Here is a 17,715-nt window from a genome sequence, read left to right as displayed (position 1 = left end):
AAATGCACAAATTCCTTTTATCATTAGCTAGCTTCATTAATAGAAAAAGAGACGATCCCCCTTTCTGAATATCCATAATCATGGCCGAGGTGTTCTTAAATTTTGAATTTTGAAATTATTTATTTGACTATGGTATTTTTGATTGTAAAATACGGTAGAACTTTTGCAGAAAACAATTCCATTGATTTCAATACCTGTTGCTGCGGCTGCCCACCAATATTCATCCAGAGAATAATATTATTTAGTCCTGTTTCTCTCTTATATCGTTCTATATCTTCGATGACCTTTTCTGGTGATCCGATTAACGCATTTTCTGAATTCAGGAAACGATCATAATCTAAATGGCGCTCCCGATCCACAACTCCAAATGTTGGCCGGTTATCTCGTTCACTCATGTACCATTCCAAACCTCTTTTATATTCCTTTTGAGCTTGTTCTGTTGTTTCTCCAACATGACAGAATAATAGTTTCCCTGATCTTGCGATAGCATTATCAACATATTCTTGCGATAAACCTGAATCCAGTGCTGTCTTTTTGTATAAAGAAATCTTATGGTTTGTATCTTCATTTGTTATTCCGCCTAGTACGAATGAATGTCCCTGTTTAGCTGCATTTACCATCGACGCATCATTACCAGATACCATCACAAATATCGGCGGTCCTTCTGGATGAACGGGCCTAGGATAGACTGGAATATCTTTAATATCATAAAACTTTCCAGAATAAGAGACTCTATTATTCTTTAATGCTGTGGTCAAAATATCTAACGACTCTAAATATTTTTCATGACGCTCTTCAAAATCAATATTATATGCCTCAAATTCTAACGCATCATAGCCTTTCCCGACTCCCAAATATAATCTTCCATCACTGATAATATCCACTAACGCCATATCTTCCGCTACTTGTAGCGGATGGTGTAAAGGTAATCTGGATACTGCAGAACCTAACATAATTTTAGAAGTCTGGGCCGCCGCCGCCGCTAAATAGACTGATGTTGAGCTAACAACACCATAGGCACGGGCATTATGCTCAGCAATCCAAGCCGAATGAAATCCTAATCGGTCTGCCACCTTAATTTGTTCTAAACCATCACGTAATTCTTCTGCATCCGTCTTCCAAGGAGCTACAGAGTTCAAGAAAAATAATCCAAATGTCATATCTTTACCTAAAATCGTCGTCATCTTAACACCCCATTATCATAAAATTTTAGCAACCAAAAATGTATTACCTATACCAGTAGTGGTAAATTTTGTTAAGTAAAATTTTTACTATAAAATCAGATCTTGCTGTCTAACAGATCAGATTAACTATTCCTTTTCAGCAATTACTGAATTTAAAATCTCAATTCCTGCATAAAAGGTATCCACCCCTTGAGCACTTGTTAGTTTTAATACTTCCATAATTTCTTCAAATGTCGCGCCATATCTTAGTGCATTTTGAATATGGACCCTAATCCCAACATCAAAAAGATGAGTTGTGGCACTATCAATCGCAATGTAAATGAACTCTTTTAATTTTGGACTTAAAATATCACTATCCCATGGATTTGTTAGAAACTGAAAATAACTTTCAAAGAAATGCTCATCATTTAGTAGTAGCGTGTTTCGAAAATCATGCCAATATCCCATCTTTTCAACGAACTTTTCCTTTAACTTTTCCTGGTTAGCATTCAGTTTAGTGTCTTTAAATTCGCCCGTTTCTTCTACGAGAATAGGAACTCCAACAGCACAGGTATGCATACCTAACACACTTACCAGCTTAAAAACTTCTAGTATTTCTCTTTCTGTGGCACCTTGGTTAAAAGCGTTTTCAATGTGCATTTTTAATGTATCCTTACTTAAATTTGTTGGAGAGGAGCTTAATGCAACATTGATTAATTCCCTCGATTTTGCGTCAATTATATTATTTTTGTACGGAGTAGAAACTAATTTTTTATAAATCTCAAAGAATTCTTTATCTTCTACTAGTAAATAATTTAATGTTGAATTCCAGTAGCCCATCTCCTTTTTAAAAGAAGCAGCCGCCTCCTGATTCTCGTTTTCTGTTAGTGAATCCTTACTAACCATAATTTTTCTCCTCCTCTTTGCGCAGTTATTGTAAGTTCATAGTTTTGTAAGCCTTTACATAACTTTCAATGGAATTATTATTCTCCTAACCTCACCAGTTGTTTTCCAAGATTATCACCACGGAAAAGTCCTAATAAAGCATCTGGAGCATTTTCTAGACCTTCCACAATCGTTTCTTTGTATTTAATTTTCCCTTCCATCAGCCACTCCGCCAAGGCTTGCCTTCCTTCTTCAAACCGATCTTGATAGTCACTGTAAATAAAACCTTTGAGAAGAATGCTCCTCCTAATGACGTGCGTAAACAAGCGGGGCCCTTTTTCGCTATTTTCTGAATTTAACATCGAAATTTGTCCACATAACGGAACTCTTCCATGAAAGTTTAGTAAAGAAATCGCAGCATCTGTTATCTCTCCACCGACGTTATCATAATAAACATCGATTCCATTTGGACATAATCGATCAAGTTCTTGATAGATATCTTGAACCTTTTTATAATTCATTATATCGTCAAAACCAAGTTCGTCCTTTAAATATTTCAATTTTTCATCGGAACCAGCAATCCCTACCACTCTACAACCCTTTATCTTTGCTATTTGACCTACAACCATACCAACAGCACCCGCTGCGCCTGAAACCACAACCGTCTCACCAGGTTTTGGTTTTCCAATGTCAAGTAAACCAAAGTATGCTGTTAAACCAGTCATTCCTGTTACATGCAAATGGGTCGTAATTGGAGCCTCATTTAGGTTAATTTTACTTAATTCCGATCCATCTCTTAAAGAATATTCTGCCCAGTCGAACGTCCCTATTACCATCTCACCTATGCTAAAGTCGGGATGTTTTGACAAAATGACTTCCCCAATACTATCACCTGTAAGTGGTTTACCAATTTGGAATGGCTCAGCATAAGACTTTATATTTTTCATTCTTCCTCGCATATATGGATCTACAGATAAATAATGGGTTCGAACGAGAACTTCGTTTTCCTTTGGAACAGGCATTTGTGATTCTACCATTTTAAAAGTAGATGCATCAGGTACACTTTCTGGTCGCTTTGCTAACAAGATTTGCTTATTTATCTTCATCAAAAACCTAGCACCTCAATCTAAATATTTATTCTTTAGCCGTTCTAGCTCACTTTTGTGAAAACTCCTTTAGACTTCCTGATCATTAAACCACTGAATGGCACCTTTTAGTCCAAGTTCATTGATTTTTTGATACATCAGCTTAATACCATCTGCTGTATGGATAATAGCATCTTGTTCTGGACCGTACATTATCCCTGTACGGAATCCTTGTAAATCCATAATGCGATTATGGGCCATTTTTTTGAGCTTAAGAACATCTCTAGGAGTTTTTGCTATCCCACGAGCAATTTTTAAGGTCTCCTCTTCTAAGATTTCTCCATCGAAACACTTGGCCGCAATTCCGTATTCCGTTGCCTCTTCTCCACTAATTCTACTACCTGCAGTAAGATCTAGTAGTTTTGCTCTTTGTGGTCCAACATGCCAACCCCAATAGATTCCAACAAAACCCCCACCTAATGGTAAAGAAGGAAAACCAAATTTAGCATTTTTGTCCGTGATTACTATATCACAGCATGCAAGGAGCTGTGTTCCACCTGCAAGCGCGTGTCCATGAACCTGTGCAATCACTGGCTTTGGAAATTCCCATAATCTAATCCAACGTCTCGTACATACCTCAAGATAATCTCTATCTTCAGTAACACTAGGTAATTCATACGAACCTACATCATAACCTACACAAAAAGCTTTTCCACTTCCTTTAATGATTACAACACTAATTTCATTATCAGCTTCAATTTCATCCAAAGCCATGTCAAAATCATGAAACAATTCCATACTTAAAGCATTCAATTTATCAGGTCTATTTAAAATTAAGTAAGCTATTTTTCCTTTTTTTTCAATTAAAACATGTTTTTCTGACATCATGATCACCCTTCATAATTTATCTACCACTGTTTTAATGGTGTAATCCATTCCCCTTGTTAATAAACTCCACTACATCACAACGTTTTCTCAAACCTTTAAGAATAGTACCCCGTCCTACTCCTTTCACTTTTTAGTATCTAACGACGAAAGCCGATTGATTGTTCCTATATTGTTAACTATGCATTTTTCGTGCCAAAAAATTATAAATCTTATAAATCCTTATAGTATCTTCTCTTATAGATGTTATTAAGAGTTTATCTTCACTTTTTTTCAGTAATCAATGTCTTAAATTTAAAAAGATGTATTTCATAATTGAAACACTTGAAATTAGAAACACTACTAAAATAGCCCCACCAGTTTAACTCATATCCTGTCTATTCGTTTCGAGTGGATTAATCCCATTATGTTTCCGAGAATTAACAACACTTTTATAAATTTAACGAATAGGCACTAATCTGCTAGTTTAATTGTTTTATAATTCTAAATTTTTCTATTTTAATTTGACATCAGTTCGTATAATTCATATAATTGGATACAATATGGCCTTGTCTTAGGTAATAAATACCCTAGGTTTTGCTATTGTTGTCTTTAATGAAGGAACCAATCTATTAATGACTACCAACATTGATTATGATTTACGATGTAAAGGTATGTAGGCTGGCATACGAATGTGAGCAGCATCTTGCCCATTCTAAAAATAACGATTAGGAGGAGTATTATGTCAAATGAAAACGCTATACTTAGTTCAGAATTAATTAACTTTTTACAAGGTGAGCGAATTGTTACATTAGTAACGATTGATAAGGAAACGAATAAACCGACATGTAGTACAATTTCGTGGTTGATTGCCAAAGAGGATCAACGAACCATTAAATTTGCAGTTGGTCATAATGCATCTAGCGCTGAAAATATTATGGAAAATCCTAATGTGCTTTTAAATGTAATCGGTCCAGACAGTAGTTATGAAATAAGTGGGACAGGTGAGGTTTCAGAAATTTATAAAGGAAAGATGAAGTTTAGAGTAGTAACAGTTGATGCTGAAGCAGTTAATGATATTATGTTTTATGGTGGTAAAATTACGAGTGTTCCGTCCTATGAAAAAACATACGATATGGAGCTTGCTAAACAATTAGATAGTGAAATTTACGAAAAGTTAAAACAATGATCCAAGTATTATTCGAAATGAAGACAGTCATACAAACGAAGGGAAAACCTTCAGTTTGTATGACTGTTCTTTTTATCTATTGAAAACCTTGTCATAATGCGAGATGTTGTTTTTGATATCGATCGTACGTCGCCAAGCCAATTGATTGAATTAGAATAGTAGATGGTACTCCGTTTCCATAAAGAACCTTCTCCCTTTTTCTCTAGCACAGTTTCTGGGCTTACATTTGCTCACTATTCAATTAAAGCGTCCGATTATTGAAAATCTATGGAATAGTTTGGTTGATATACGAAATAGAGACGATTACTTAATAAACGTAATCGTCTCCGTAATTTTTTAACAGTATGGTTGAACTGCGCAGCAAAAGGTCATGTATAAATTTCAGCCTTGTTCAACTAAATGGCAGATATTTTAAATGTAAGCTTTCTCAATCCTAAATAATGGCATGCATCATTTGCAGCTTTCATACTACCAATAGCTTGATAGAATTACTTGTGGGCAGGTATTGTTCGGATACAATACAGTTTTGTTAATCCATTGCAAGAAACGTAAGGATCACCAAGAAATATGAACGTATCCATTTTATTTCATTCTTATATACTTTACCGCAATCACAAAAAAGTCCATATCCCAAATGGTATAAAAATCCCAAAGGTTTACTCTTTCTTCATAAGTGCATATTTCCAACTAATTCCCCTAATTTTAAACAAATAGTATCAACTGGTAATAAGAAATCCTTCCAGTAATAATAATGAGAAACAAAACTCTGTAACTTAAAAATGTAAAAGAAACGAGACTAATTTATTCTTAAATCAATTGCTTCCTGTTATGTAACTAAGATAAGGCTGTTTTAAATAGCCTTCTTATAATACCAAAAAGGAGAACCATTTAAGTTCTCCATACAACATTAATTTGATAAATTCATTGCAATCTCAGAAGCATTTAGGTCTACCTTTAACTGCTCTTTTAAATCGCTAGGATGATAATATCCTCTAGATATCAAGTATTGATATATTTTTTCATGCGCCTCAATCGCGTCGTTTAATTGTTTACGCAATGCAGTTCTTATTTCAGGGGTGGTTGCTTCCGTTAAAGCAAACGTTGTATTTCTGACCCCTGCTTTTGCAGAAATTAAGAAATCGGTAGCAATCACTTGATCCGTCATTGCAGCCATTCCAGCCATATTTTGCAGCAAATTCGTCACAGATTAGGACCCCCATTTTGCAGTAATCCTTGTAATTGTTGTACATGTTGCTTTCCTGTTGTGACATCCATTGTTAAAATTGCTTTTAATTCTTCACACTCAACCAAGCTACTCATTGTTGACGACTTCGTCAAACAAAGGTTCTTAAAGGTTAGTAATTCATGTAATTCTAAAGTTTCATGAAGCGCATACTTTGTAGTCATCTTCTCACTCCTAATGTTAAAAGGCTTTTGCTCAATTATGTTACGTATTTTTATTTTTATTATTCAAAAATTAAGATCGACTTATGGTGACAGAAAATTTTTTTATATATCCGGATATTCCGAACCTTTAGAGATAAAATATACTTTGTCAAAACAGGAGGTGAAATCATGCAACCAGGAAATCTTGCTTATCATGAAACAATGGAGACACACGAGTTATTAAATTTTAAAACCGTCGGCTTACTTAAATCAAAAATGATGCAAGGGATCGTATTTGATCAAGATCTCAAAGCGATGATGGAAAAAAACGTTCAACAATCAATAAAAGATATACAAGAACTCCAAGCCCTTTATCAACAGGCAAAAACTCATTAAGTGAGGTGATAGAAAGTGAATGATTATTTAGATCCAATTAACTCGGTTGGGATGCCCGAGCAAGCGGATTCAGGAATCGCGCTTGATTTATTATTAACAGCAAAAGAAGCAGTTAGAAATTATGCTATTGCCTTGACGGAAGCTGCGAGCGCAGAGCTTAGAATGACATTACGTAATCAAATGGAATTAGCGATTGATTACCACGAAGAAGTATCGAAACTGATGATGAAGAAAAAGTGGTTCCATCCTTATAACATATCTGAACAAAAGAAATTGGACCTTCAAGCCGCGCAAACAGCAGTGGATATTGCCGGTCTTAATCTCTTCCCAGGTAATACAAATCGTAAAGGATTATTCCCTACCCCGCCACAGTGATTATGAAATAATGGAGGATTACTCATGAAAGCAGTTACCTTTCAAGGTGTTAAAAATATTATCGTAAAAGATGTAAAGGCACCAAGTATCCAAAAACCTGATGATATCATTGTCAAATTAACACATACAGCCATTTGTGGATCTGATTTGCACTTAATACATGGAATGATACCGAATTTACAAGAAGATTATATTATTGGACATGAACCAATGGGGGTTGTGGAAGAAGTCGGTCCTGAAGTTACAAAGTTAAAGAAAGGTGACCGTGTTATTATCCCGTTTAATGTAAGCTGCGGTAAATGCTGGTTCTGTGAGCATGATCTAGAAAGCCAATGTGACACTGCAAATGATAACGGTGAGATGGGAGCTTATTTCGGCTATTCAGGAACAGCGGGTGGTTATCCTGGGGGACAAGCTGAATATATGCGTGTACCATATGGGAATTTTACCCCATTTAAGATTCCTGAGGATAGTGAAGTAGAAGATGAGAAATTAGTGTTACTTGCCGATGCTTGTTCAACAGCATATTGGAGTGTTGATAATTCCAGGATGAAAGAAGGAGACACCGTAATCATTCTCGGCTGCGGACCAGTTGGACTTTTGGCCCAAAAGTTCGCTTGGCTAAAAGGGGCAAAGCGAGTTATTGCTGTTGATTACGTAGGCTATCGTTTAGAACACGCTAAGCGTACGAATAATGTTGAAGTGGTCAATTTTGAGGATTACGAAAACGTCGGTTCCTATTTACACGATTTAACTAATGGTGGAGCAGATGTAGTCATCGATTGTGTTGGAATGAGTGGAAAGATGACCGACATTGAATTTTTAGCCTCTGGGTTAAAGCTGCACGGTGGTGCAATGAGTGGACTGGTCATGGCGAGTCAAGCTGTACGAAAAGGTGGAAACATTCAAATCACAGGTGTTTACTCATCTAGGTATAACGGTTTTCCATTAGGAGATATTTTCCAACGCAATGTAAATATTAGAACAGGTCAAGCACCTGTAATTCACTATATGCCATACTTACATGACTTAATTGCATCCGGGAAAGTAGACCCCGGGGATGTTGTTACACATATTTTGCCTCTAGACCAGGCGAAGCATGGGTATGAGATTTTTGACACGAAAATGGATAATTGTATTAAAGTTGTCTTAAAACCATAAAAGTATTATGTAAAAGAGAGGTTCAGTCATGATCACAAAAAACAATTTATTAGGAATATTCACAATACTCTTAACGAGTGTTTATACAGCAATATTAGCTACGTTAATGAATACTAAACAAAGGGTTGATTTTCTTTATTATAAAAATAAATTCAATAGTTAAGGGAGTAAGAGACGATGGTGAATACCTCGTCTATACTCCCCTTTTTTATTTGAACTTCGCTACTGTATCGCAGGATTCTCTTAACATTTCTAGTTCTTCAATTGATAATGATTTTGGAAGGCGGTATTCATCTTTTGGAGCTTTTAATTTGGTAGTTGGATCACATTTAATATACTCTTCTGAAACTAACCAATTAAAAAAACTCTTTAAAACAGATAGTTTTTTTCTAATTTACTCATTTTCAAGGTCCCATCTTGACTTAAATACATTCTAACATCTGCTGTAGCTATATCCTCAGCCTTCTTTTTTACGATATCAGCAAACAAACTTAATTCCATGAGGTAGTTGTCTAGAGTAATAGAACTTAAACCTTCTAGTTTTTTTGCCGAGATGAACAAATTGTATTTTTTCCTCAAGGTCAGGATGTACCTCACCTAACTCAATTCTTTGGATATAATACTCTGATAGAACAGTAGATAATTTATTCTTTGTACTTTTCACTTCAATATTAGGATACAAATCTTTTAAAGCAGCAACTAAATTTGATAATACTTTCTCACCTAGATTCATAATAATCAACTCTCCCTAGTTCTTATTAGTAACTAAGGATTACCTATACAAAGAGCAAAAATACCAACTGACTGTGAGTATGGAACGCTTTTTTGTCCTTTAAATAAGAAAAAGACGATTACTTTTGGGGTTATCGTCTCTTAATGGTTGTGTATAAGCTAGTATCGTTGTAATGTGCAATAAAAATTTATTAATTTCACATAAAAATTTAGAGTTTTGCCAACCTATATCCAAGGAGGTGAAATACTTATGAATAATAAATTAGATAAAACAATTGAATTATCAGCTTGGATAATTACGTCGCTACTATTATTTAAGTATGTTCCTAAAAACAGAATACGGGAAGCCCATATATCTTTTTTATTTAAACAAGTCATTACATGGCTTTTCGGTTTACTTGTAGTTGAAAAAAATCTAATTTCTTATCCTAATCGTCTATTCTTTAAAAAAGCAAACAAAGCTAGCTTTACATTTGAATACTTTGTTTATCCTGCGTTATGCTCATTATTCAATTTATATTATCCAGAAAAGAGTAATAACGTTGCAAAACTAATTTATTACTTTATCCATACATCAATAATTATATGTTTCGAAATATTTGCTGTTAAATACACTAATCTAATTAAGTATAACAATTGGAAATGGTATTGGAGCTTTATTACAATGTGGTTAACTTATTATGTATCACGCATTTACCACAGATGGTTTTATAAAGATAGATCTAATAACAAAAGAATTTCCTACAATATTTTTAAATAATCAAAGGAGTAGACGTAAATTTTTAAAATTTCCTACTCTTTTTTGTTGCACAATATGAGTCTACTGCGCAACAAATGAATACCTTGATGTTAATGAGTCTCCTCATTTTCAATTATAATATTTCGGTATACCCTTCTGTTCCATGCACGCGTATTCGTTGTCCATCTTTTATCAGTTTGGTAGCATGATCCACTCCGACAACTGCTGGTAGGCCATATTCACGTGCGATCACTGCTCCATGGGTCATCAATCCACCAACTTCGGTAACTAGTCCTTTTATGGATACAAATAATGGTGTCCAGCCAGGGTCTGTAAAGTAGGTAACTAATATATCTCCATTTTCTAGATCAGCCTCTTCCATATTTAAGATGACTCGTGCTCGTCCCTCTATTACTCCAGATGAAACAGGCAGGCCTACAATCGCTTCGGCTGGGAGATTTTCTCGTTTGTACTTACCCATAATGATTTCACCATCAGAGGTGATAACACGTGGGGGAGTTAGTTTTTCATATAATTTGTACTCGTCTTTACGTTTGCTGATGATCTGGTAGTCAAGTTTTTTTGTGCGTACAACTTCGCGAAGTTCTTCAAAAGCGAGATAATATATATCTTCTTTTTCATGAATAACGCATGTCTGTACAAGTTGTTCGGCTTCTTTCAGTAAAGCCTGCTTATAGACGAAGTAGCGATTAACCATGCCGTATTTTGGGTATTCACGATAACCAATGAAATTCCGAATTAGGTCGATCATTCGTTTTGTTTCTTTGGCTTTTTGTTCACCATCTGGTAATTGCTTCAATCGATCTAATATCTCTTGTTCTTTTTTCAGAGCTTCCTGTCGACCTTGTTCAAATTTCCGATTGCCTGAACCGGGCTCAGATTCTTTTATGTGATTGAGAATCGTAGGAACAAGAGTAGTTGGTTTTTCACACCAACGAGTTTTAGTTATATCGATTTCTCCAGCACATCTCATGCCATATTTGTTGAGATAAGCTATTATTGCGTCTTGTGTTTCCCGTCCACCCTCAAACTTAACTAATTCATCCAAAAAGTTATCATCTTTTACATGCTGTAAATATTTAATTACTTCTGGATAAGGTCGAATCACATCTGCAACATCCAATAGCTCCAGACCCATTTCTGAAGTAATATTGTTGGGTATAGATTGAGAAAGCGTGTCTGCTACGTTTTTTTCACCTAACCACTTGTTCATTTTTTCATTGATCCATGTTGAAGCATCCATAGCAGCCGTAATCACACTCAAACTTTGTGGGTCAAATAACCTCTTCTTTAATTGCTGGATATCTTCTAAAATAAAATCAAATAAATCTGATCCTGATTTCGTTTGGATGTTATGTTTTAACTCTTCTATTGATGCTTGACTACTCTTAATCAAATCAGAAACGACTGTCGGATCTTCTTCGATTTGTGCTTGAAAACCTGAACGTGACGTACCGTTATTGCTCTTATTGGAGCTTGTCTCCTTTTTATTATTTGGTAACTCTTTTATAAAGCCTTCACGCTCTATAATGGTCATCAACGCGTCTTTTATGAGCGGATCAGATTTACCCAAGGTATTATCGCCTTAAAATCAATGAAACGAAACGCTCGGATTCGTTTTCGTAACGGCTTCAATTTTTGATGAACAATCAATTGGGCAAGCGCTTTTGGCTCCATCTCATAGTCAGCAATCGCTTCTCTTTTATAGCCTCGTTTTTCTGCTAAGTAACGATGCGCCTTATGGTACTCATCGTTGCTAAGCAGCTCGATTTCCTCCTGTACCCACGACTTTTTCCATTCTACCCTTTGAACCTCTTTTATTACTTTAAATAGCCATTCTATCAATTTTTCAACTCTATTATGAAAGCGGAGTGAAGTATCATGACTGTAAAACTTTTCTGCTATTTGTTGAGCAGTTACAATTGGCTTCCTTCTGAAGGTAATGTCCTGAAATTGCATTCCTGATAATTCCAGTGACTTTCTATATGATTGGATCGCCTCAAAAAATCGGGTAGAAGCTTTAAAACGGGTACTTTCAAGTCTCGATCTGTACGAAGGAGTATTCGCCTGAGTTAAAACATACTCCAATTGCTCGTATGGATTTTCAACTTGAAACTCTTTACTCAGACGATGATTCAAGTATTCCTGAAATGTTACCTGTTGCATATTCTCTTCACCAAGTTCTGCTAGCACATTGGACACGTAACTGCTAAACATCGAATTAGGCGAAAAAAGAATGATTTGATCAGCATTAAGCCGATCTCGATATTTGTAGAGCAAATAAGCAATTCGTTGCAGGGTGGCTGATGTCTTGCCACTGCCTGCTGCACCGTGAACAATCAGCAGTCTCCCACGGTCATGACGAATAATCCGGTTTTGCTCCTGTTAAATGGTCGCTACTATATTGTGGATCTGTTTGTCGGTGCCTTTGCCCAGAACCTGTTGTAAAATCTCGTCTCCAATGGTGAGACTCGTATCGAACATGGATTGAAGAATTCCGCTGCGGATCAGATATTGCCACTTTTTATCCAATAAACCTTCAATTGTACCTCTCGGTGTTTCATACTTTGCCGGCCCCAGGCTGATAATCGTAGTAGACACTCGAGACAGGAGCCCTCCAGTCGTAGATCAAGAAATTTTCTCCACTAGCATCCTTAAGTGAGGAGATACCAATATAGAATTTCTCCTCATTTGAATCACCTTCCTCGACAAAATCTATCCGTCCAAAGTAAGGAACCTCTTGCATTCTGCGCAGCCTAGATAAACGGTTAGATGCATATCTATGGGTGCTCTGGCTTACTGAGAGAGCTTGAGCTTCTTGTCGCAAGCCAATAATGGTCTCAAGGTAATCATCAAAGGTATCCGTATTCACCTTGACTTCATTCCAAAAGTGTTTGCGGATCTGAACCACTTCTTTCTTTCGCCTGAAAGTTTCTTCTTCCAATCTGTGGATTTCCTCTGTAATTGTTTCCATTACATAGTCTACTCTTTTTTGCTCGTGCTGAAGCTTCGAATTCATGGCAAGCACTCCTCATAAAAAAATTTGATAAAAAGGTTGACTAACAAACAGATAGTGGTGTATAGTTTTGATAGGAATACTACGCTTAAAATTAAAATAAACAATACATACTTATATAATTTACCATAGGATCTCATTCTTTTCAATATATTTTAGTCGAATTTGTATGATTAAAGTTTCACGATTCTTTTTATAAAAATTGCTTCACCGCTTTATCACTCATGTCTAAATCTCTTTTAAAATCAAAACCACCCGCGATAACGGATGGTTTGTTTTGTGGTTGGAAGCCTTTGTTACTGACCAAACCCTGAAGGCTTCTGAATGGTTCGCCATTTTTACTAGCCAGACCTCAAATGCCTCTTCTTTATTTTTTCTTTCTCTTTCTTTTCATTTATTGTCCTGTAAATGGATCTACATACTCTGATAAACTGAAACATAGGTATCCATTTTCTTTAAAGGTTTGTTGCTCCACAATATGGGTGCAATTGTTGAATACCTACCTCCGATAAATAAAACCTCTTTAATAAAGTACATTCTTTCATAAACGAAATTGCTTGCTGCACAGTAATCGTCTACTACGTATTAAGGAGTGACAATATTCTTATCCACATTTTGATCGTTACTTTAAGTACATTTCTTCACATTTTATATTATACTTTAATAAATTCTTTATAAGTGTCTTCTCAAACCTAGCCCGATTACACAAAAAACTAGCTAATTTGAACTACTTATTTATCATATAACCCCCAGAAATAACCATTTCCATAACAGAATCGCTGTGTAAAAAATGTGTAAAATGATTTGAAGACCTACATTTTCAAACTTTTTCTCAAAAAACAAAAAACACTCATAAATGTTGATAAATCAACGTTTATGAGTGTTTTTTAAAAGTCATCACTGTGACAACCCGAATTTTGTCGAGATGGACGGTGTCTGTGAAGTGCACAGGGTCGGTTCTTGTACTTCATTCTTGTTTAGCGCACCTAAAGAAGCAAGAGATCCTTCCCGTCCCCTTGCTTCTCCCCATAATCCTATAAGAAAAGCGCAAGCTCCTTGACCTCGAGCGAGTAGGCACTTGAGCTTGACAGCTAGCATGGAAAAAAATTTTATTTTTTCTTATCTTTAATAAAAGAGTATTTTCCCTTCTTGGATTAGTCTATTGCTATTGGCCCCTCCAGAAAAGAATTTAAGAGCTATGAATGTAGTTCTAAAGATAGAAATTTCATAATAAATTATCATTGTATAAAAAAGGAAAGGAGATCTTACAAAAATAAAAAAATGTAGATGAAAGGAGGCTTTGTAAATTGGAGAGCAAAATACCTCATAAAAGTAATGTACAAAAAACAGGTGCTATTTTTGGTTTAATAGCAAGTGCGACTTTAATATTAATCCTTATTGTGCAATTAATTTGGGTAAAAGGACTTACTGATTTATCCCCAGCTTCTCTCGTTCAATGGGCGATTGATCATCAATTTCTCTTATTCTTTTCTCCATTAATGATTTTAGCTGTTTTGTTTTATGGTGTACTATTGCAAGGAATTAAAGATCGCTTGAAAGAAAGTACACCACAGTTAGCTTCGTTAAGTGTACGTTTTGGGTGGATGACAATATTATTAATTATTTTTGGGGTCGTTGCAGAATGGTTTCATATTTATCAAAATGCTGTCGTTTGGGATCAAGAGGTTTCTCATCAGTTTTCTCGTTTAACATTTGATATGATTTTTGTTCTCAATATGGCAAGTTTATCATTTTTTGCAGGTTGGCTAATTACAACAGGATTAGGCTCTTTACGATCCAACGGATTTTCTAAAGCCTTTTCTTGGGTGACTCTTGTAGTAGCTGCAGCGGTTGCATTAAATTTTTTCCTAACAATGTGGGAACCGTTTATTTCAATACCATTTTCACATGTTCTCTGGTACTTTTCATCTATCTATTTTGTTGTTTGGTTGATTTGGGCCAGTCTTGAACTGTTGTTAAGAAAAGTCCCTTAATATCTGTTTGATGAAACCAATGTATAGGCATTTAATTTTATATGTAAGAGCATGTCAAACAATTGGAAATCACCCCTTTTAAAAAGAGGTGATTTATTTTTTTCAGCTCCATGAGCACATTTTTGGTGCTGCAGGAAATTGTTCTTTTATGTTCGTCCCAAGTTCTGCTAGCATTTGCTCAGCCATTCTCCTTGTAATGACTATTTTCACCTCTCCAATTTATATATTCTTTTATATTATCACCTCAAAAATAATTCAATTAAGCTTTTAATGTATTATAGATTTTTTTCACTCTTTTTAGTTGAGGGGCTGTTAGGTATGTTTCTCTTTTTCGTAACACATTCAAAAATTCCTCTTTATTTTCATCAGTTACAGCTAAAAGCGTGGTTTCAGAGTGCTGAGGAATTTCCTTTGTTCTGCAATTCTCAAGATGATTGAGCAAGAATGGAAAAATCGCATCATTGTTTTCCTTACTAACGGCTGCTAACTTCGCAAGAGTTAGGACACCTTTATCAATGGTAATAACCGACCCTATTTTCATGGCACTTTTTAATGTGTCAAGATGCTCCATAATGGTTTCTGATGCTACCTGGATAGGCTACACTTAGTTGGACAATAAAAATAAGGGCTAGTAGAATAACATATAACGAGTGAGGAGCGAATCTACTATGTCCAAAAAAAGAAGAACGTTTACCACAGAATTCAAGAAGCAAGTGGTTGCTTTATATGAAGGTGGAAAAAGTCGTCAAGATATTGTCCGTGAATATGAATTAACTCCGTCTGCTTTAGACAGGTGGATTACTCAGTTTCAACAGTCTGGTTCCTTCAAAGAGAAAGACAATCGAAGTCCAGAGGAACAAGAATTGATTGAGTTAAGAAAAAGAAATAAACAGCTAGAAATGGAAGTCGATATTTTAAAGCAAGCCGCGCTGATCATGGGGCGAAAATAGAAGTCATTGAGAAAAATCGGCACTTCTATTCGGTATCAGCAATGTGCAAAGTCCTACAAATAGCTCGAAGCACCTTTTATTATGAAACAGAAGTAGCTGCTCAAAAAGAAAAGGAAAAGGCTACAGAAGAACAAGAATTAAAAGAAAAAATACTAAAAATCTTTAATGAAAACCGTAAAGTATATGGAACTCGTAAAATAAAACGAGAGCTTTTAAAAGCGGGTCACAAGGTTTCCAGACGTCGCATAGGAAGGTTGATGAAAGAGCTCGGAATCCAATCGAAGTATGCACAACCTTCCTACAAACCAATGAGCTCTCAGCCAAATGAAGAATCCGTTCGAAACATATTAGATCAGGAATTCCAAGTGAATGAAGAAATGTCCGTACTGGTTAGTGATTTAACGTACGTCAAAGTAGGACATTATTGGAGCTACGTCTGTTTTTTAATTGATTTATATAATAGAGAAATAGTTGGTTATAGCGTTGGAAAACGCAAAGACGCAGCTTTAGTTCAACGCGCCTTCGCAACGGTTAATCGGCCATTAGAGAATGTAAAACTCTTTCATACAGATCGCGGATCTGAGTTTAAAAACGTAGCTATTGATGAATTATTAAGTGAAAATGAGATTGAACGTTCATTGAGCGATAAAGGAAACCCTTATGATAATGCAGTGGCAGAAGCGACATTTAAGATTCTAAAAACAGAACTAATTAATGGGGAGCAGTTCCATTCCCTTAACCACCTAGAACTTGAACTGTTTGATTATATCAATTGGTACAATAACATCCGTTCGCACAGTGCCCTGGGGTATCAAAGTCCAGCAAGTTATCGAAACTTAGCCCCTAAAAAAATTGTTTGATTTAGTGTTGACATACCAACCTCAGCTATCGTAGATAATGCCATCATTCCACCCCAAACCAAGCGGTTATTGTGGACTTTTAGTAACTCTATAAAATTGAGTGCATACATACCTATAAGTTCTGGTTTAACTTGTCCAATTTCATACGCTACCTTAATACAATCGTGTTGAATCTTTTTATCCTTGCAAGAGAGGTTTTCAATTATTTCTTCAATGCCTGCATGATTTTTTTCTTTAGCCAACTTATGCGCTAGCTCAATATTCGGCACTTCATCACTCTGACCTAACTGAGAAGCTAACAGGCTTATTACTGACATGATTATACCTCATTTATCAAATTTATTAATTGTTTTATCACATTAGGATGAGTACATTTCTAAGAATTGATCCTATAATTTTATCATAATATCCCATAGCCTATTCGACAATCTGGCCTGTTTGTTAAAAACAAACGACTATAAATATAAAGTTACTTCTTTACTATAAGAAGTTATTTGTTGCACAGATCCGTCAAATACGAAAAGACGATTAGTTTGAATACAATCGTCACTTAGATGGTTAATACTTTACGAGTATCGTTGTACTGCACAACAAATGGCGCTGCTTTTTTTTTTCCTTTCTTTTTGAACATAAGCATTAGATATTTTAAGGCTATTCCTTCACACTCTTTAGCCACTACCAAGTCATTATCTTTTGCAACCTGAAAGGAAAAAACATTCGTTTCAATGAATTGCTGATTTTGGAATCTATATATGCTCAAAACTAAAAACCCGCTCATTTTTGAAGGAGGCCACTGAAAAACTTCCGTTTTTCAAGATGAAAGAATAAACACACAAAAAAGAGACGTTCCTATATCCATTAAATGGATAAGGGTGTCTCTTTTTGCTTATAATTTAAGT

17 protein-coding genes and 2 pseudogenes are annotated in these 17,715 nt (G+C 35.5%); 7 read left to right on the top strand and 12 right to left on the bottom strand.

Annotated features, from left to right (window positions below):
- Positions 1 to 119: 119 nt before the first annotated feature.
- The 4 genes from BK574_RS03895 to BK574_RS03880 all read right to left on the bottom strand — a co-directional run bounded on the left by BK574_RS03895 (position 120) and on the right by BK574_RS03880 (position 4,018).
- Entirely contained in the window at positions 120 to 1,184 is a 1,065-nt protein-coding gene (locus tag BK574_RS03895; protein WP_078427589.1) for an LLM class flavin-dependent oxidoreductase, read from the bottom strand.
- Positions 1,185 to 1,310: 126 nt separating this feature from the next.
- Entirely contained in the window at positions 1,311 to 2,069 is a 759-nt protein-coding gene (locus BK574_RS03890; protein WP_078427588.1) for a carboxymuconolactone decarboxylase family protein, read from the bottom strand.
- Positions 2,070 to 2,146: 77 nt separating this feature from the next.
- Entirely contained in the window at positions 2,147 to 3,154 is a 1,008-nt protein-coding gene (locus BK574_RS03885; RefSeq protein ID WP_180320606.1) for an NADP-dependent oxidoreductase, read from the bottom strand.
- A 69-nt stretch (positions 3,155 to 3,223) separates the two neighbouring features.
- Positions 3,224 to 4,018, bottom strand: coding sequence for an enoyl-CoA hydratase-related protein (locus BK574_RS03880; RefSeq protein WP_218970536.1), 795 nt, complete (start codon positions 4,016 to 4,018; stop codon positions 3,224 to 3,226).
- 721 nt (positions 4,019 to 4,739) lie between these two features.
- On the opposite strand from BK574_RS03880, the gene BK574_RS03875 reads away from it, so the two are divergent.
- A complete protein-coding gene (locus BK574_RS03875) occupies positions 4,740 to 5,186 on the top strand; it encodes a pyridoxamine 5'-phosphate oxidase family protein (protein WP_078427586.1) in 447 nt (148 codons plus the stop codon).
- Positions 5,187 to 6,093: 907 nt separating this feature from the next.
- Here the strand turns inward: BK574_RS03875 and BK574_RS03870 are convergent.
- Both BK574_RS03870 and BK574_RS03865 read right to left on the bottom strand, forming a co-directional pair.
- Complete coding sequence (locus tag BK574_RS03870; protein WP_078427585.1) at positions 6,094 to 6,390, bottom strand: spore coat protein; 297 nt, start codon at positions 6,388 to 6,390, stop codon at positions 6,094 to 6,096.
- Positions 6,387 to 6,593, bottom strand: a complete 207-nt coding sequence (locus BK574_RS03865; RefSeq protein WP_078427584.1) for a hypothetical protein — start codon at positions 6,591 to 6,593, stop codon at positions 6,387 to 6,389. Before BK574_RS03865 ends, BK574_RS03870 begins: the two co-directional genes overlap by 4 nt.
- Before the next feature lie 168 nt (positions 6,594 to 6,761).
- On the opposite strand from BK574_RS03865, the gene BK574_RS03860 reads away from it, so the two are divergent.
- Genes BK574_RS03860 through BK574_RS03850 form a run of 3 tightly spaced genes read left to right on the top strand, consistent with a single transcriptional unit; the run spans position 6,762 to position 8,504 of the window.
- Positions 6,762 to 6,968, top strand: coding sequence for a hypothetical protein (locus BK574_RS03860; protein ID WP_035665970.1), 207 nt, complete (start codon positions 6,762 to 6,764; stop codon positions 6,966 to 6,968).
- Between the two features lie 15 nt (positions 6,969 to 6,983).
- Positions 6,984 to 7,343, top strand: coding sequence for a spore coat protein (locus BK574_RS03855; protein ID WP_078427583.1), 360 nt, complete (start codon positions 6,984 to 6,986; stop codon positions 7,341 to 7,343).
- Positions 7,344 to 7,367: 24 nt separating this feature from the next.
- Positions 7,368 to 8,504, top strand: a complete 1,137-nt coding sequence (locus BK574_RS03850) for a zinc-dependent alcohol dehydrogenase (protein ID WP_078427582.1) — start codon at positions 7,368 to 7,370, stop codon at positions 8,502 to 8,504.
- A gap of 478 nt (positions 8,505 to 8,982) precedes the next feature.
- Here the strand turns inward: BK574_RS03850 and BK574_RS03845 are convergent, their stop codons facing one another.
- Positions 8,983 to 9,237, bottom strand: coding sequence for a hypothetical protein (locus tag BK574_RS03845; RefSeq protein WP_078427581.1), 255 nt, complete (start codon positions 9,235 to 9,237; stop codon positions 8,983 to 8,985).
- 249 nt (positions 9,238 to 9,486) lie between these two features.
- On the opposite strand from BK574_RS03845, the gene BK574_RS03840 reads away from it, so the two are divergent.
- Positions 9,487 to 9,996: a CBO0543 family protein gene (locus BK574_RS03840; RefSeq protein ID WP_078427580.1), complete on the top strand. Its 510-nt coding sequence runs from the start codon at positions 9,487 to 9,489 to the stop codon at positions 9,994 to 9,996.
- A 112-nt stretch (positions 9,997 to 10,108) separates the two neighbouring features.
- On the opposite strand, the pseudogene BK574_RS03835 reads toward BK574_RS03840, so the two are convergent.
- Both BK574_RS03835 and helD read right to left on the bottom strand, forming a co-directional pair.
- Positions 10,109 to 11,575, bottom strand: a pseudogene (locus BK574_RS03835) (phosphoenolpyruvate synthase); the annotation flags it as partial.
- Positions 11,575 to 13,015 (bottom strand): annotated as a pseudogene (helD, locus tag BK574_RS03830) (RNA polymerase recycling motor HelD); the annotation flags it as partial. The pseudogenes BK574_RS03835 and helD, both read right to left, overlap by 1 nt.
- Positions 13,016 to 14,319: 1,304 nt before the next feature.
- Between helD and BK574_RS03825 the strand changes: the two are divergent.
- Positions 14,320 to 15,006 (top strand): hypothetical protein, encoded by a 687-nt coding sequence (locus tag BK574_RS03825; RefSeq protein ID WP_078427579.1) that lies wholly within the window; start codon positions 14,320 to 14,322, stop codon positions 15,004 to 15,006.
- Between the two features lie 259 nt (positions 15,007 to 15,265).
- Here BK574_RS03825 and BK574_RS03820 read toward each other — a convergent pair whose 3' ends face one another.
- Positions 15,266 to 15,577 carry a hypothetical protein gene (locus tag BK574_RS03820; protein ID WP_078427578.1) on the bottom strand — a complete coding sequence of 104 codons (312 nt, stop codon included), beginning with the start codon at positions 15,575 to 15,577 and terminating at the stop codon, positions 15,266 to 15,268.
- A 97-nt stretch (positions 15,578 to 15,674) separates the two neighbouring features.
- On the opposite strand from BK574_RS03820, the gene BK574_RS03815 reads away from it, so the two are divergent.
- A protein-coding gene (locus tag BK574_RS03815) for an IS3 family transposase (protein WP_142247888.1) occupies positions 15,675 to 16,816 on the top strand; the annotation gives its coding sequence in 2 pieces (ribosomal slippage) (positions 15,675 to 15,921 and positions 15,921 to 16,816; 1,143 coding nt in all).
- Here BK574_RS03815 and BK574_RS03810 read toward each other — a convergent pair.
- On the bottom strand, positions 16,783 to 17,133 hold the full coding sequence (locus tag BK574_RS03810; RefSeq protein WP_180320576.1) for a hypothetical protein: 351 nt from the start codon (positions 17,131 to 17,133) through the stop codon (positions 16,783 to 16,785). The two genes, BK574_RS03815 and BK574_RS03810, sit on opposite strands and share 34 nt — an antisense overlap.
- Before the next feature lie 233 nt (positions 17,134 to 17,366).
- A complete protein-coding gene (locus tag BK574_RS03805; protein WP_078427577.1) occupies positions 17,367 to 17,594 on the bottom strand; it encodes a hypothetical protein in 228 nt (75 codons plus the stop codon).
- Positions 17,595 to 17,715: the final 121 nt, after the last annotated feature.

This window comes from Alkalihalobacterium alkalinitrilicum, assembly GCF_002019605.1.
Classification (GTDB): Bacteria; Bacillota; Bacilli; order Bacillales; family Bacillaceae_F; genus Alkalihalobacterium; species Alkalihalobacterium alkalinitrilicum.
The sequence above is the reverse complement of the archived record's forward strand: the minus strand, read 5'-3'. Positions and strand labels throughout refer to the sequence as shown.

Coding starts and splice junctions, on each gene's coding strand:
- BK574_RS03895 (WP_078427589.1), bottom strand. CDS start 1,184: ATGACGACGATTTTAGGTAAAGATATGACATTTGGATTATTTTTCTTG.
- BK574_RS03890 (WP_078427588.1), bottom strand. CDS start 2,069: ATGGTTAGTAAGGATTCACTAACAGAAAACGAGAATCAGGAGGCGGCT.
- BK574_RS03885 (WP_180320606.1), bottom strand. CDS start 3,154: ATGAAGATAAATAAGCAAATCTTGTTAGCAAAGCGACCAGAAAGTGTA.
- BK574_RS03880 (WP_218970536.1), bottom strand. CDS start 4,018: ATGTCAGAAAAACATGTTTTAATTGAAAAAAAAGGAAAAATAGCTTAC.
- BK574_RS03875 (WP_078427586.1), top strand. CDS start 4,740: ATGTCAAATGAAAACGCTATACTTAGTTCAGAATTAATTAACTTTTTA.
- BK574_RS03865 (WP_078427584.1), bottom strand. CDS start 6,593: ATGACTACAAAGTATGCGCTTCATGAAACTTTAGAATTACATGAATTA.
- BK574_RS03860 (WP_035665970.1), top strand. CDS start 6,762: ATGCAACCAGGAAATCTTGCTTATCATGAAACAATGGAGACACACGAG.
- BK574_RS03850 (WP_078427582.1), top strand. CDS start 7,368: ATGAAAGCAGTTACCTTTCAAGGTGTTAAAAATATTATCGTAAAAGAT.
- BK574_RS03845 (WP_078427581.1), bottom strand. CDS start 9,237: ATGAATCTAGGTGAGAAAGTATTATCAAATTTAGTTGCTGCTTTAAAA.
- BK574_RS03840 (WP_078427580.1), top strand. CDS start 9,487: ATGAATAATAAATTAGATAAAACAATTGAATTATCAGCTTGGATAATT.
- BK574_RS03820 (WP_078427578.1), bottom strand. CDS start 15,577: ATGGAGCATCTTGACACATTAAAAAGTGCCATGAAAATAGGGTCGGTT.
- BK574_RS03810 (WP_180320576.1), bottom strand. CDS start 17,133: ATGTCAGTAATAAGCCTGTTAGCTTCTCAGTTAGGTCAGAGTGATGAA.
- BK574_RS03805 (WP_078427577.1), bottom strand. CDS start 17,594: ATGAGCGGGTTTTTAGTTTTGAGCATATATAGATTCCAAAATCAGCAA.